General features: G+C 68.9%; 13 protein-coding genes. 8 read left to right on the top strand and 5 right to left on the bottom strand.

Annotated features, from left to right (window positions below; translation table 11 throughout):
• Positions 1-282 precede the first annotated feature (282 nt).
• The 4 genes from cseB (at position 283) to AC07AZ_RS27080 (ending at position 4,474) form a co-directional block, all read left to right on the top strand.
• Entirely contained in the window at positions 283-921 is a 639-nt protein-coding gene (gene cseB / locus AC07AZ_RS27095) for a two-component system response regulator CseB (protein ID WP_478852237.1), read from the top strand.
• 14 nt (positions 922-935) lie between these two features.
• Complete coding sequence (locus AC07AZ_RS27090) at positions 936-2,180, top strand: sensor histidine kinase (RefSeq protein WP_478852149.1); 1,245 nt, start codon at positions 936-938, stop codon at positions 2,178-2,180.
• 193 nt (positions 2,181-2,373) lie between these two features.
• A complete protein-coding gene (locus AC07AZ_RS27085; RefSeq protein WP_478852147.1) occupies positions 2,374-3,348 on the top strand; it encodes a D-alanyl-D-alanine carboxypeptidase family protein in 975 nt (324 codons plus the stop codon).
• Positions 3,349-3,355: 7 nt separating this feature from the next.
• Positions 3,356-4,474: an endonuclease/exonuclease/phosphatase family protein gene (locus tag AC07AZ_RS27080; RefSeq protein ID WP_478852145.1), complete on the top strand. Its 1,119-nt coding sequence runs from the start codon at positions 3,356-3,358 to the stop codon at positions 4,472-4,474.
• A gap of 205 nt (positions 4,475-4,679) precedes the next feature.
• Here the strand turns inward: AC07AZ_RS27080 and AC07AZ_RS27075 are convergent, their stop codons facing one another.
• Entirely contained in the window at positions 4,680-5,294 is a 615-nt protein-coding gene (locus AC07AZ_RS27075; RefSeq protein WP_478852143.1) for a transposase, read from the bottom strand.
• 389 nt (positions 5,295-5,683) lie between these two features.
• Between AC07AZ_RS27075 and AC07AZ_RS27070 the strand changes: the two genes are divergently transcribed.
• The 3 genes from AC07AZ_RS27070 to AC07AZ_RS27060 all read left to right on the top strand — a co-directional run bounded on the left by AC07AZ_RS27070 (position 5,684) and on the right by AC07AZ_RS27060 (position 9,711).
• On the top strand, positions 5,684-7,291 hold the full coding sequence (locus tag AC07AZ_RS27070; RefSeq protein WP_478852141.1) for a trypsin-like serine protease: 1,608 nt from the start codon (positions 5,684-5,686) through the stop codon (positions 7,289-7,291).
• A 150-nt stretch (positions 7,292-7,441) separates the two neighbouring features.
• On the top strand, positions 7,442-8,053 hold the full coding sequence (locus AC07AZ_RS27065; RefSeq protein ID WP_478852139.1) for a response regulator transcription factor: 612 nt from the start codon (positions 7,442-7,444) through the stop codon (positions 8,051-8,053).
• Between the two features lie 389 nt (positions 8,054-8,442).
• Positions 8,443-9,711 (top strand): hypothetical protein, encoded by a 1,269-nt coding sequence (locus tag AC07AZ_RS27060; protein ID WP_478852137.1) that lies wholly within the window; start codon positions 8,443-8,445, stop codon positions 9,709-9,711.
• A 33-nt stretch (positions 9,712-9,744) separates the two neighbouring features.
• Here the strand turns inward: AC07AZ_RS27060 and AC07AZ_RS27055 are convergent, their stop codons facing one another.
• From AC07AZ_RS27055 to AC07AZ_RS27040, 4 genes are all read right to left on the bottom strand, one after another.
• Positions 9,745-9,945 (bottom strand): hypothetical protein, encoded by a 201-nt coding sequence (locus AC07AZ_RS27055; protein ID WP_478852135.1) that lies wholly within the window; start codon positions 9,943-9,945, stop codon positions 9,745-9,747.
• A 376-nt stretch (positions 9,946-10,321) separates the two neighbouring features.
• The gene (locus AC07AZ_RS27050; protein WP_478852133.1) at positions 10,322-10,555 is read right to left on the bottom strand and encodes a tautomerase family protein; all 234 of its coding nucleotides are present in this window, start codon (positions 10,553-10,555) and stop codon (positions 10,322-10,324) included.
• A gap of 29 nt (positions 10,556-10,584) precedes the next feature.
• A complete protein-coding gene (locus tag AC07AZ_RS27045) occupies positions 10,585-11,496 on the bottom strand; it encodes an SDR family oxidoreductase (protein ID WP_478852130.1) in 912 nt (303 codons plus the stop codon).
• 50 nt (positions 11,497-11,546) lie between these two features.
• Complete coding sequence (locus tag AC07AZ_RS27040) at positions 11,547-12,329, bottom strand: SDR family oxidoreductase (RefSeq protein ID WP_478852128.1); 783 nt, start codon at positions 12,327-12,329, stop codon at positions 11,547-11,549.
• Between the two features lie 154 nt (positions 12,330-12,483).
• On the opposite strand from AC07AZ_RS27040, the gene AC07AZ_RS27035 reads away from it, so the two are divergent.
• A complete protein-coding gene (locus AC07AZ_RS27035; protein WP_478852126.1) occupies positions 12,484-13,374 on the top strand; it encodes a helix-turn-helix transcriptional regulator in 891 nt (296 codons plus the stop codon).
• Positions 13,375-13,697: the final 323 nt, after the last annotated feature.

Here is a 13,697-nt window from a genome sequence, read left to right as displayed (position 1 = left end):
ACGATGGCGCAACCGCGTCCCTGCTGCCGCGCGATGGTGTATCACTCCCGTATCAGCGCCGGTCAGGCCTGCGGTGGCGGGCCCAAGGGCTCCCGGACCCCGCGGGGTTCCGCTGTCCCGTACGGCATGATGGAGCCCCGGCCCCGGTACCTCTCACGATGGATGTACATGTCTGATTCCGCCCACGAGAACCCTGCGGCTCCGCAAACCGCTGCGCCTTCCGCGACCGCGGTGACCATCCTCCTCGTCGAGGACGACGCGGTGATCCGCAGATCCGTCGCGATGGCCCTGGAACGCTACGGCTACCACGTGACCGTGGCGGGCGACGGGCTGACTGGTCTGGAGCTCTTCCGGGAGGCCCACCATGACCTACTTCTGCTCGACGTGATGCTGCCGGGCCTGGACGGGATCGGGCTGTGCCGCCGGATCAGGGAGACCAGCTCGGACCCGATCCTGATGATGTCCGCGCGCGGCGATTCCCTCGACGTGGTCTCGGGCCTGGAATCCGGTGCCGACGACTACGTGGTCAAGCCCGTCGACACCGCCGTCCTGGTGGCCCGGATCCGCTCGCTGCTGCGCAGGGCCACCGCGGTCCCCGCCGCACAGGCCGACGGGGCCGAGAGCCCCGCCGCGCCCCGCCTGCTGGTCTTCGGCGACCTGGTGATCGACCCCGCGGCTCTGGAAGTCCGCCTGGACGGCGAGGAAGTCGCCCTGGCCCCGACCGAGCTGCGGCTACTGCTGGAGTTCGCGGCGCACCCCGGCATCGTGCTGGACCGCCAGACCCTGCTGCGCAACGTCTGGGACTACGGCTGGGACGGTGACACGAGGGTCGTCGACCTGTGTGTGCAGCGGCTGCGCAGGAAGATCGGCGCTCACCGCGTGGAGACGGTCCGCGGCTTCGGGTACAAGCTGCGGCGCTGAACCGGAGAGCCGAGATGCCGATCGCACACGCGCTGAACCCCCGCTCGATACGCTGGAAGATCATTTTCCTGGTTGCCATGGCCTGTTCCGCGATGGCGCTCACGGTCGGTGTGCTGGTGCACGAGTCCACGCTGAAGTGGTCCCTGAACGAAGGCGAGTCCCAGGCCTGGCAACAGCTCGACGCGGAGGTACGGGACGCCCGGGCCTCCGGTCGGCAACCGCCCCTCGCGGACCCCAGCAAGCTTCCGGAATCCCTGCTGCGACAGATCGAGCTGCACGGCCGGGGCAGCGTCTACGAGAAGGAGTTGCCGGCCCCCACCTTCTGGGTGGCGAAGAAGCAGGGCGGCCGGCTCTACGCCACCGAGGTCGACATGACGGCCGACCTGCTCACCAGGCAGGCCCTGGACCGCCACATGTGGAAGTACTCACTGCTCGCCCTGGCCGTTGTGCTCCCGGCCACAGCCCTCTCGATGGAACTTCCGACCAGGCGGCTGCGCCGGGTGGCCCGCACCGCCCGCCGTATCGCGGCGGGCGACCTGGACGCCCGCACGAACATGGGCAGCCGCACACGCGACGAGATCAACGCCATCTCGGCCACGGTCGACGCGATGGGCGACAGCCTGCGCGAGCGCATCGCCACCGAGCAGCGCTTCACCGCCGATGTCGCGCACGAGCTGCGCACGCCGCTGATGGGACTGGTCACCTCGGCCGGCCTGCTTCCCGAAGGGGAGGCCACCGACCTGGTCAGAGACCGGGCCCGGGTACTGCGCGACCTGGTCGAGGACCTGCTGGAGATCTCCCGTCTCGACGCGGACGCCGAGCGGCCACAGTCACGGCCGGTGGACCTGGCCGAACTGGTCGAGGAGTCGGCGGTGAAGACCGGCGTGACGGCGCGGGTGAGCGCCCACGGCACACCGCTGGCCGAGACCGACCCGCGACGCCTGGACCGGATCATCGCCAACCTCGTCGTCAACGCCCATCGCCACGGCGCCGGCCCCGTGGAGATCACCGTCACCGAAGCGACGATCACTGTACGGGACCACGGGCCCGGCTTCCCCGCCGACCTCCTGGCCCACGGCCCTCAGCGGTTTCGTACCGGCGTGGCCGAGCGGGGCCGCGGGCACGGCCTGGGCCTCACGATCGCATGTGGTCAGGCGAAGGTGATCGGGGCAACCCTGGACTTCGCCAACCACCCGGAGGACGGGGGAGCGGTGGTCGTGCTGCGCCTGCCCACGGACGTCCCCGCAGCTGCCCGGTGACCCGGACCATCCCGCCTCGCCCCGGCCCGGCCCGGCCTGGAAGCCTTTCCTTCCTCCCCCCTGCCGGCACTGATACACAACTGACGGGTTCCTGAGCACCCGTAGCGCTCCGCTGCCCGTCGTCCGGACGAACCGCCCCCGCAGCCTTGCGATGTATCGCTCACGTACGGCGCCCCCTGAGGTGGCATTCCCGATGTTTCTTCACCCTGCCCCACGCCATCGCCTCCCGATCGGTCTGCTGGCCCTGTTCCTACTGGTGGGCCTAGGTGCCACCGTGATCGTCGCCACGACACCCGACGACACCTCCGGCTCGACGTCCGCCTCCCGCACCAGGCTGGACAGCGCCTGGCGAGCGGCCGTGGACGACGGAGCGATCCCCTGGCCGGAGGAAGGCCAGACCGCGGTCGGACTCCAGGGCATGGCGGCCACACAAACGCGGGGCGAACAGCTCCCGGTGCCGATCGCGAGCCTGACCAAGGTGATGACCGCCTACGTCATCCTCAGGGATCACCCCCTCGAACCGGGCGAGCCGGGCCCGCGGATAGAGGTGGACCGACAGGCCGCCAACGAAGCGGGCGTCGGTGACGAGTCGTCAGTTGCGGTCCGGGCCGGACAGAGGTACTCCCAGCACCAGCTCCTGCAGATGCTGCTCATCCCCTCCGCGAACAACGTCGCCCGCCTCCTGGCCCGCTGGGACTCCGGGAGCCAGGGCGCCTTCGCCCAGAAGATGCGGAACACCGCGGACGAATTGGGAATGGACCACTCAACCTACACGGGGGCAAGCGGAATCGAAGCCAGCACCACGAGTACCGCGGCCGACCAACTGGAACTGACCCGGCAGGCGATCAGGATTCCCGTCTTCCGCGACATCGTGGCCAGCCCCACCGCCACCGTCCCCGGCATCGGTCTGATCCACAACTCCAACCCGTTGCTGGGCACTTCAGGTGTCGTCGGCATCAAGACCGGCTCCAGCACCCCGGCGGGCGGCAACCTCCTGTGGGCCGCCGAGGTCCGCGTCGGTGACCGTACCCGACTGTTCCTTGGCGCGGTCCTGCACCAGCGAGCGAACACCACGCCGGACGAAGGACTCCAGGCGGCGCTGGACAGCAGTCGCGCCCTGATCGACGGGCTCCGCGACCAGCTGGCCTCGGCGCGAACGGAGAGCTGAAATGGGTATGACGCGAACACAGGCAGAGAGCGACCGGCGAACCCAGGAGGCGGTACCCGAAGGTTCGACCCATGGGCCGGGGACGACCGCCGGGGCCTCTTCCCCACAGCTCCCGCTCCGACGGCTCCGGCCGCAGCGGTTGCGGCCTCGACGGTTCCGTCGGCGGGGCACGCTGACCACGGGCGGCTGCGTCCTTCTCGCGCTGGTCGTCCAAGGCCATCGCTTGATCCCCAACACCCCCGGCCGTCTGGGCAGCCTGGCCGACACCCTGCTTCCCTGGACGGCCCTCGCCCTTCCCGCCCTGCTGGCCACGGCGCTGCTACGCAGATCGCCGGTGGCGACGGCGGCCTGCGTCCTGCCGATCGCCGTCTGGCTGGCCACCTTCGGCGCCTCACTCGCCGACAAGTCGTCACCGGACGGTGACCTCACCGTGGTCAGCCACAACGTCAACCAGAACAACCCCGACCCGCGCGGCACCGCCCGCAGCCTGATCGCGTCCAAAGCGCACATCCTGGCACTCGAGGAACTGAGCCCCGACACCGCACCCGTGTACGAGCGCGCCCTGGCCTCCTCGTACCCGTACCACTTCTACAACGGCACGGTCGGCCTGTGGAGCACCTACCCCCTGCGCCACGCCCGCGCGGTGCCGATCATGCCGTGGACCCGGGCCCTGCGCGCCACGGTGGACACCCCCAAGGGCCCGCTGGCCGTCTACGTCGTTCACCTGGCGTCCGTCCGCGTCCGCCCCGACGGCTTCGCCACACTCGCACGCAATGAGGCCCTCGACCGCCTCACGGCCCCTCTGCACGACGAACGGGTCCAACGCGTCGTCGTCATGGGCGACTTCAACGGATCAACCGACGACCGCGCGCTGCGCCCGCTCACCAGGAGCATGACCTCAGCCCAGTCGACGGCGGGCCAGGGCTTCGGCTTCACCTGGCCCTCACGCTTTCCGGTCGTCCGGATCGACCAGATCCTCCTCAAGGGCGTGAAAGCCACGTCGTCCTGGAACCTGCCGGAGACGCCGAGCGACCACATCCCGGTGGCGGCCCGCATCGACCTCGGGGACGAGGAGCACACCGCAGTCCGGCAGCCGGCGTCTGCCCGCCGCAGCGGACCGCGGTGAGTCGTATGCCCGGAGCGGGCGGCCCGGACACAGTGATCGGACCCGGACCGGCCGGTCCACCGCGACTGATACACGACGGATGCCTGCCGAAGTGGTGGCCGATGCCCGGGGGTTACGACGAGGAGACGGGGCCCGGCCAGAGTGCCCGTGCACGGCATCGAAGACAATCGGCTCACTCTTGGAGGCCCCCTCATGCCACCAGCTGTCATGCTCCGCCGCGGGACACTGCTTGCCGCGACGGCGATGCTTGCCCAGACGGACCGGACAGCCGTGCAGTGAGCGCCGGGTAAGTGTGACCGCCGGTGCCTCCGCCCGTAACGATCAGGAAGCGGCGCCCCCAGTCCTCATCGACCAGGCCGTCCAACAAGTGCGCAGCGGTGCGGGCCACTTCCTCCAGCACGGCACGGACGGCCTCGGTGACCAGTTCCAGCCGGGTCAGGTCCCTCACCGCGGCCAGGACATGAGTGGAGTCGGTGCGCTGCGTGGTGTGTTCTCGCACGAGACCTGCCTCCTTGAGACGGGCCAGCGCGAGGTCGAGGAGGCGGTCGGCGCGGTCGCCCCGGGCGAGGCGGTCGCGGAAGTCGGCCAGCGCGCTGTGGTGGAAGCCGGGATCGTCCAGTTCCAGGGCCATGGCGTACTTGACGTCGATGCGGCAGCGGACCGCCTCGGCGGCCTGACGGTCCGACAGGCCGAGCAGGAACTGCAGCACGCAGACAGTCGCCAATTGGGCGGGCGACAGACCGGGACGACCCTCACGCGGGTACCAGTCGGCGAAGTCCTCGTCGCCCCACAGCCCGTCGAGGCGGTCTCTCAGCCACATCGCCGTCGTACCGCCCGGGGGTGCCCGCCCGCGCGATCTGCGCGGCCAGAGACGGAACTTGCTCACCGGAACGGGGACGGAGCGACAACGGGCACCTCGACAACTGCATCGGCCTGCGAAACAGACTCGAGCATGCCCGCTGATCGCACAGGCGCACCGGCGAACTCCAAGATCCCCGACAGAGTCAAGCCGATGTCTGGCTGTCCATGGCACTCACCCCTGGGCTGATACACGACTGAGCGGTTGCCGCGGTGCTCCTGATGCGCGGGTGAGACCACCCGGAAGACCTCTGAGCCCAGGATCGAGACGAGACGCAACGGCCCGGTGCTGTTCCTCCGTACAAGCCCGCCGGAGCTAATGCCCGGCGGCAGACGAAACGGGAGTCGCTCATGCGTAAGTGGATAAGCCGAAGGACGGCCGCCGTCCTGACAACGGGGGTCGCGGCGATCACGACCCTGGTGGCCGTCTTACCGGCGCAGGCCATCGTCGGTGGCACCGAGTCCACCCAGCCGTATTCGTTCATGGTCTCGCTTCAGTACGACGCTCCCCGCCCGGACGGGCACCGGTGCGGGGCGGTGCTCATCGCGCCGCAGTGGGCGGTGACCGCGGGCCACTGCGCCAACACTCCGACCGGCGTGACGGCGGGCGTTCCCCGCGGCTGGCAGGTCCGCGTCGGATCGCTGGACACCACCAGCGGTGGCGAAGTCACCGAGATCGACAAGTTCTACCGGCGCCACAACAAGTACGATCCCCCTGGCGAGGACATCGCGGTGCTGCACCTGCGCAAGCCGGTGCGAGCCAAGCCGGTGCGGCTCGCCAAGACCACGCCCGCCGACGGCACACCCGTCCGCATCCTCGGTTGGGGCGCGACTTCGGGCTCCTGCGGCGACTTCGACGACCCGAATTGCTTTCCCAGCAAGTTGCGCGAAGCTGACACCGAGGTCGTGCCGGTCGAGCAGTGCTGGGACGACGACGGCCAGACCTTGCCGTTGTGCGTCGGCCGCGCCGATCCTCCCGTCGGTCCGGGGACGACGGACTCCGGAGGACCTGCCCTGGTCCGTGTGCGCGACGAATGGGTACTGGCCGGTACGGTCATCGGTCCCGGCAACAGGGGCGCCGACTTTCCCGACATGTACACCGACGTCACGAAGAACGCCGGCTGGATCAACGGCATCCTGACCGGAACCGACGTGCCTCCATTCGACCCGATCCCGAACGTGGAAGGCACGGCCGAGGTGGGCGACTGCCAAGGGTCGGTGGTGCGATCCGCCACCGCGCGCCCTGAAGACCCGGCGCTGGCGCTGACCAACGGCCACTGCGTGCCGAGCGGGCGGCCCGCACCGGGGAAAGCGCTGGTGGACCAGCCCGCCGACCTGGAGAGCCCGGTCACCATCAACGACCCCGCCGGCTACACCCAGACCACGACCCGCGCGACCCGGCTGGTGTACGCGACGATGACCGGCACCGACATCGCGCTGTACCGGTTGGACAAGACCTACGCTCAACTGGCCGCGGAGGGCGCGAAAGTCTTCCAGTTGTCCACCGCCCCGATGCGCGTTGGTGACCAGCTCTTCATGGCCTACGAGAGCAGCCGCCCGCAGTGCACGGTGGAGGCCGTGGCGACGCACCTGAGGGAGGACGGCTACCAGCAAGACGACGCGGTGCGCTACGCCCCCAGCGACACCTGCGTGAGCAAGCCCGGGTACTCCGGCTCGGCGCTGCTGGCCCCTGACGGCAACACGGTTATGGGCATCAACAATACCCACAACCGCGACGGCGAGCAGTGCACCAACAACAACCCCTGCGAGGTCGGCCCGAACGGGGAAGTGACCTCCACGAAAGGCCGTGCCTACGGCCAGCAGGTCTACATGATCACGGCCTGCCTGACCGAGGGATCGAAGTTGGATCTGTCTCGCCGGGGCTGCGCTCTCACCGGCGCCCCGCCCCGCCCCGGTGACCAGGTCCAGCACAGCAGCGCCCAGACCCGCAAACCCTGACCCGATCGACGTCACTCGACATCAGTCGGCCTCACTCGACATCACCGGTGAACCCGGCCGGGCGCGGGCGCGCTGGAGACAGCATGTGGCAGGGCGGGATGATCCTCCGCCGCATGACGGACCTCCAGCACCCGCGTCCGAGGGGGGAAGATGCCGGTTCCCGTGGCCGGGGGAGACGCCCCGGCATTCGTGGCGATCCTGCTCGTCGAGGACGACGAGGTGATCCGTAGATCGGTCACCATGGCGCTGGAGCGCTACGGCTGCCGCGTCACCTCCACCGGTGACGGCCTGACCGGACCCGAACTGTTCCGGGAGGGCCGCCCTGACCTGCTGCTGGACGTGATGCTGCCCGGCCTCGACGGCATCGGGCTGTGCCGCCGGATCAGGGAGACCAGCATGGACCCGATCTTGATGATGTCCGCGCGCGGCGACGCCTCGGACGTGGTCTCCGGCGTGGAGGCGGGCGGCGACGACTACGTGGTCAAACCCGTCGACACCGCGGTGCTGGTGGCCCGGATCCGCTCGCTGCTGCGCCGCGCCGCGTTCGCGCCAGCCGCGGCACCAGCCGCGCCGCACCGCTCCCCGACCGAACCCGGGGGCGGTGCGCCATCGCCGACGAACTCGGCGGAATCGCCTTTCCCCACGCCCGCCTCGCCATCCGCGTCCATCGCGGCCGCAAGCAGACCGGCCGGCGTGAGACCCGTGAGAGTGTCTACGCCGTCACCAGCCTCGACGCCCACCAGACCGGGCCCGCCGACCTGACCGCCGCGATTCGCGGGCACTGGGCAGTGGAGAACTCCTCGCACCACATCAGGGATGTCACCTTCGCCGAGGACGCCTCCACCGTCCACGCCGGAACCGCACCACGGGTCATGGCGACCCTCCGCAACCTCGCCATCTGCGTGCTGAAAACCCTCGGAGCCGACAACATCGCCAAACCACCCGGGCGATCCGCGACGAGCCCCGACGAGCACTCCCCATCCTGGGCATCACCAACGATCCGGAGGCCTACGGAACTTGATCAAGCCCTGACCCATACCTACACTCGGACCCTGATTCAGGGGTCGTCGCCAACCCTCTGGTTGTCCGCAGGGCCGTGTCGCACGTGCTACGCGGCGACTGTCCACGGCCCCCAACCAAGGGTGTGAGCGATGAGGTTCAATTCGGCAGCGAAAATTCGGCATTTCGCGAAGGTCGCCGCCGGCGGGGTGATTGCACTGGTTGCGGCCACGGCATCGGCGAGCTGCTCTGCACCGCCCTCGTCCATAGCAGCGTCGAGCCTGCCCCCGGCGAGCGTGGCCAATGGCTACACCTTCCTCGACCGGATGATGGACAGATACGCTAGCGGCTCGACGCCCCGGCTGGTGCAAAGCTATGTCCCCGACGCGGCGCTGGGCGATTTCACCGACTCTGTGACCTACGACGACGCACTGGTGATCCATGCGCTGCTGGCCCGCGGCACAGCCGACGATCTCCGCCGGGCGCGGATCATCGGCAACGCGCTCCTCTACGTGCAGGCCAACGACGCCAGCCACGACGGGCGGATCCGTGCGGCCTACTCACCAGAGCCGCTGACCGATTCCCGCCACGTGCAACCCACCGATGCAATCAGCGATGTCGGCAACATGGCGTGGGTCGGTCAGGCGCTGGTCCAGTTGTACGCCAAGACTGGCGACAAGGCCTACCTCACCGGCGCGACCGGCATCGCCGACTGGATCCAGGACGAGGCCTACGACACTCGCGGGGCCGGCGGCTACGACGGCGGGTATGACGGCGACACTAAGATTCTCTGGAAGTCGACTGAGCACAACCTCGACGTGTACGCCTTCTTCACCATGCTGGCGAAGGAGACCGGGAGCGCCTCCTGGACCACGGCGGCGCGTCATGCCAGAAGCTTCGTCACCGCGATGTGGGACGCGGAGGGGAGGAAGTTCTGGGTTGGCACCGACGAGGGCGGGGCCAAACCTGACAAGGGGTTCCTGCCCGAGGACGTCAACACCTGGGCCTACTTGGCGCTCAGGGACGCCACTTACGCCGTCTCGATCGACTGGGACGTCAGCAACTTGGCGGCGAGGGACGGCTCCGTCAGCGGAGTCAGCTTCGGTGCCTGCGACCGGTCAAAGGTCTGGCTCGAAGGGACCGCGCATCTCGCAGACGCGCTCGCCATTCGCAACGCCGCTGGCGACGCGGCCAAGGCGCAGGGTTACCTGAGCTCCATCCAACTCGCCCAGACTACCGCGCCCCACCACGACGGCTATGGCATCGTCGCCGCCTCGCATGACGGTCTCAGCGACTGCGACGGCGACCACTACTACGCCGCGCTACACACCGGCGCCACCGCCTGGTACCTCATGGCGACCCGCGCGGCCAACCCGTTCGAGCTGCTCCCGACGGCTCCGTCGCCGCTGTGGTCGCCCTGACCTCCGTGCACGATTCTCAGCCCTGCCTGCGAGTCAGCTTTCGTCCGATGGGAAGAAGCGCGGTCCGCTTCTCCGGTCTGCGCAGTCGGTCGAGCAGGCCAGGTCGCGTTGTACCTGGAGCTGGGCCAGGCGAGTGCTCAGCGTGCGGGTGATGTGCTGGTAGCTGTCGCTGCCCAGAGTGAGGCGCAGCGGGGCGGGTTCCTCAACGACGCTGGCGATCACTGCGTCGACCATCTTGCCTGGGTCGCCCGGCGAGTGGAGCGAGGTGTCGTCAAGGACGTCATTGATCCTGCGGGAGGGTGAGGCGTCATAGGCGGGGCTACGGGGCCCGACCCTCGCGCTCCTCCAGCGCCGCCTGTTGCTGGCCCTCTTCGCACTGGGCACGAACATGGGCGGCGCCGGATTCGAGGCCACCGGCGAGGACCGCCACACCCGGTAGATGCCCAGATCAGGCAGGTGACGTCACAAGATCTCTGACAGAGCCCAATGATGTGATCGCCGACGCTCGGTGGATGGCAGTGAGTGTCTTCCATGCCCGAGGGCCGCCGGGTACGGCCGGCGGCCCTCGTTTATTCAAAGTGCTGCCTTGGCCGAGGGACGGCCGGTGCGGTTAGGCGTCGCTGGTGGTGTCGTCGGTTGCCGCCTCACCGAGTATGGCCGCGGTCAGCACGTTGCCGCCGATGCCCCAGCCGCCGTCGGTGACCTCTTCGACCAGCACCAAGGTGTTGCCGCGGGCACGCTCGCCGTAGATCTCGACGTACAGCTCGGTCGTGCGGGTGACGATCTCTTCCTTCTGCTTCTGGGTGAGGGTCTTCTCGGGGACCTTGAAGTTCGCGAAAGGCATGACTGATGTTTCCTTCTCTCAGCGGGGCGTTACAGGGAGCTGCCTGAGGTAAGCAGGCTGTCCAGTCCAATGCGGCGGAAGAAGTCGACGCGGACGCGGTCGGCGACCGCAGAGACAACTTCGCTGCCGTCTCGGCTGGGGTCTATGTGGGTGCGCAGCGGCCGAGCGCCGTGCTCCATCGCGACCAGCAGCGCGACGGCTTCAGCGACATCGGACACATCGGCGTCTGGAGGAATGAGCGCGGCCAGGCGCTTGGCCAGATCGTCCATCAGTGGTCTGTGACGTTGGGCGTAGGCTTCGGCGCGATCGCGGTCCGCGGCGGCGCCGGCGTTCGCGAAGTGGTTGGTGCCGGTGGTGAACGCGCCGGGCACCACGATCGCGGTGTCGATGCCGAACGGGAGCACCTCGGCGGCGTAGCTGACGGCGAGGGCGTCCATTGCGGCCTTGGCGGCGAAGTACGGGGCCAGGAACGGCGGGCAGCCGCCGCGAGTGCTGGAGCTGCCGATCCACACCAGCAGCCCAGAGCCCTGCTCACGCAGTTGCGGCAGGGCGGCGCGGTTGACACGCTGCGCGCCCAGGACGTTCACGTCGTACAGGGCCGCGAGTTGCTCGGCGGTGAACGCCTCGGCGGCGCCCAGGACCATGTGTCCGGCGTTGTGCACAACCACGTCCAGCCGGCCATGTTCGGCGAGAATCCGCTCGACTGCGGTGTCAGCGGAGTCCTCGGAGGTGACGTCCAGCTCGACGGCGTGCACGGCAACCTGGTGGTCGGTGCCGTAGCGCGCCAGCTCGGCCACCGCGGCTGCGTTACGGGTCGTGGTCTGGCGGATGCCCGCATACACGGTGTGACCGGCGCGGGCCAGAGCACGCACGGACAGCGCCCCGATGCCGCTGGAGGCCCCAGTGACCAGGATGACCTTCCTAGCACCGTCGTTCTTCATGACTGGGTCTCTCTCAGTTTCTCTCATCGACTGGGTGGCTGCGGGCCGGCTCAGATGATTCCGCCATTGGCGCGGATGACCTGTCCGTTGATCCAGTGGCCCTCCGGTGAGGCCAGGAACGCGACGACCTCGGCGATGTCGGACGGGGTACCGAGTCGCTCCAGCGGGGGCTGGGCAGCCAGGCGGGCGATGGTCTCCTCGTCCTTGCCGCCCAGGAACATGTCGGTGGCCGTGGGCCCGGGCGCGACGGCGTTGGCGGTGACATCCCGGCCCCGCAGCTCCCGGGCCAGAATCAGCGTCAGTGCCTCGACCGCACCCTTGCTGGCGACGTATGCGCCGTATTTGGGGAAGGCCAGCCCCACCACGGACGTGGAGAACGTCACGATCGTACCGCCGGGGCGCACCCTGCGGGCGGCCTGCTGGACCACGACGAAGGTGCCGCGAATGTTGGTGCGGTGCAGGTCGTCCAGGACGGCCAGATCCAGCTCGGCGATCGGCGCCAGGCGCATCCGTCCGGCCGCGTGGACGACGACGTCGACACCGCCGAACTCTGCCTCTGCCGCATCGAACAGGGCTGCAACGGCGTGTTCGTCGGCGACGTCGGCGCGTACTGCGATCGCCCGGACGCCGCTGGTGATGGCCTCCTTCACGGCGGCTTCGGCCTCGTCCTGGTTGCCGGCATAGCCGACCACGACGGCGTATCCGTCGGCGGCCAGCCGGCCGACGACCCGGCGGCCAATGCCACGCGAGCCACCGGTGACGATCGCGACACGAGATGAGGCGGATCGCTGAACCGGGGCGGCGATCCCGTCGGGGGAAGCGGGGGTAGGCATGGCTGACTCCTGTGGTGGTTGATCAGGCCGCGGCCTCGCCGTCGCCCTGCTACGTCCTCCACAATCGACCGATCTCCCACCTCTAACCAGGGCTGCTTTAACCGGGGGACGCCGCCCCCTGGCTACGGTCCGGCGCGCGAAGGACGATGAAGGCGTGAACCTTCCAGAACTCGGCGCCTTCCTCAGGACACGCCGCGACCGCATCCGCCCCGCCGAAGTCGGTCTCCCTCAAGGCCCGCGTCGCCGCGTCCCCGGGCTGCGCCGTGAGGAAGTCGCCCAGCTTGCAGGGATGTCGGCCGACTACTACACCGACTTGGAACGCGGCAGCGCAAAGCGCGGCGTGCAGCCCTCGGCCCAGACCCTCGCGGCCCTTGCCCGAGCCCTGCGTCTGAACGGCGACGAGCGCGACCACCTGTTCCACCTGGCCGAACGGCCGATCCCTCGGTCGTCACACGGACCGTCGGCACATGTACAGCCGGCGCTTCTCGGACTGCTGGACCGGCTGTCCAACACCCCCGCGCGTGTCATCACCGACCTGCACGAAACCCTGGTGGAAAACGACCTGGCCCTGACCCTGCTCGGCAAGTCCCCGGCATACCGCGGCCCGACGGCAAGTTTTGTGTACCGCTGGTTCACCGACCCACAGGCGCGCGAGATCTACCCGCCCGAGGATCACCCGCACCACTCCCGGGTGTTCGTGGCCGACCTCCAGGCAGCGGCTGCCCGACGTGGCCGGGATCGGGAAGTTGCGAAGATGGTCGCCGTACTGCGCCGCCGTAGCCAGGAGTTCGCAGCCCTCTGGGACACCCACGACGTCGCGGTGCGCCGCATGGACCACAAGAAAATCGTCCACCCCACGCTCGGCATCATCGAACTCGACTGCTACAACCTGCTCAGCGAGGACGGGCGTCAACGCCTGCTGTGGTTCACTGCGCCACCCGGAAGCCCGGGAGCCGAACAGCTGGCCCTTCTGTCCGTCATAGGAACACAGGACCTGAGCGCCGCCGAGGGCACGGTATCGGAGGAATCTTCCCCGCACAGGTAGTCGCCGGCCTGGGAGTCCATGGCGTCCCGCTGTGTACAACACCGTGACTCTGACACGAGCCCGCGCTGCCGGTCACCGCGGTGGCCGTGGCGCAAACCGAAGTCCGCTACTGCTGCGTTCCTCAAAGGACGTACACATATCGGCGGCGTCGTTCGGGTGGACACGCTGTTGTGCGGGGACAGATTGTCGGTGATCACATAGATGTCCCCGACAGGGTTGGCGTCCTCTACCAGCTGAAGGAACTGCTGGTAGAAGGCACTGTTGAGGGAGGTGGTGGTCATCGTGAGTTCCTGGCCGTCGCGAACGCGTAAGGCGCCGTAGAC

The sequence above is a fragment of the Streptomyces sp. NPDC043878 genome, assembly GCF_056435735.1.
This window is presented reverse-complemented; position numbering and strand designations above follow the sequence as displayed.

Excerpts from the sequence above, each read along its gene's own strand:
- AC07AZ_RS27080 (WP_478852145.1), top strand. The coding sequence starts at position 3,356 with ATGACGCGAACACAGGCAGAGAGCGACCGGCGAACCCAGGAGGCGGTA.
- AC07AZ_RS27085 (WP_478852147.1), top strand. The coding sequence starts at position 2,374 with ATGTTTCTTCACCCTGCCCCACGCCATCGCCTCCCGATCGGTCTGCTG.
- AC07AZ_RS27055 (WP_478852135.1), bottom strand. The coding sequence starts at position 9,945 with ATGGTCGACGCAGTGATCGCCAGCGTCGTTGAGGAACCCGCCCCGCTG.
- AC07AZ_RS27040 (WP_478852128.1), bottom strand. The coding sequence starts at position 12,329 with ATGCCTACCCCCGCTTCCCCCGACGGGATCGCCGCCCCGGTTCAGCGA.
- AC07AZ_RS27075 (WP_478852143.1), bottom strand. The coding sequence starts at position 5,294 with ATGTGGCTGAGAGACCGCCTCGACGGGCTGTGGGGCGACGAGGACTTC.
- AC07AZ_RS27045 (WP_478852130.1), bottom strand. The coding sequence starts at position 11,496 with ATGAAGAACGACGGTGCTAGGAAGGTCATCCTGGTCACTGGGGCCTCC.
- AC07AZ_RS27070 (WP_478852141.1), top strand. The coding sequence starts at position 5,684 with ATGCGTAAGTGGATAAGCCGAAGGACGGCCGCCGTCCTGACAACGGGG.
- cseB (WP_478852237.1), top strand. The coding sequence starts at position 283 with ATGGCCCTGGAACGCTACGGCTACCACGTGACCGTGGCGGGCGACGGG.
- AC07AZ_RS27065 (WP_478852139.1), top strand. The coding sequence starts at position 7,442 with ATGCCGGTTCCCGTGGCCGGGGGAGACGCCCCGGCATTCGTGGCGATC.
- AC07AZ_RS27060 (WP_478852137.1), top strand. The coding sequence starts at position 8,443 with ATGAGGTTCAATTCGGCAGCGAAAATTCGGCATTTCGCGAAGGTCGCC.
- AC07AZ_RS27050 (WP_478852133.1), bottom strand. The coding sequence starts at position 10,555 with ATGCCTTTCGCGAACTTCAAGGTCCCCGAGAAGACCCTCACCCAGAAG.
- AC07AZ_RS27090 (WP_478852149.1), top strand. The coding sequence starts at position 936 with ATGCCGATCGCACACGCGCTGAACCCCCGCTCGATACGCTGGAAGATC.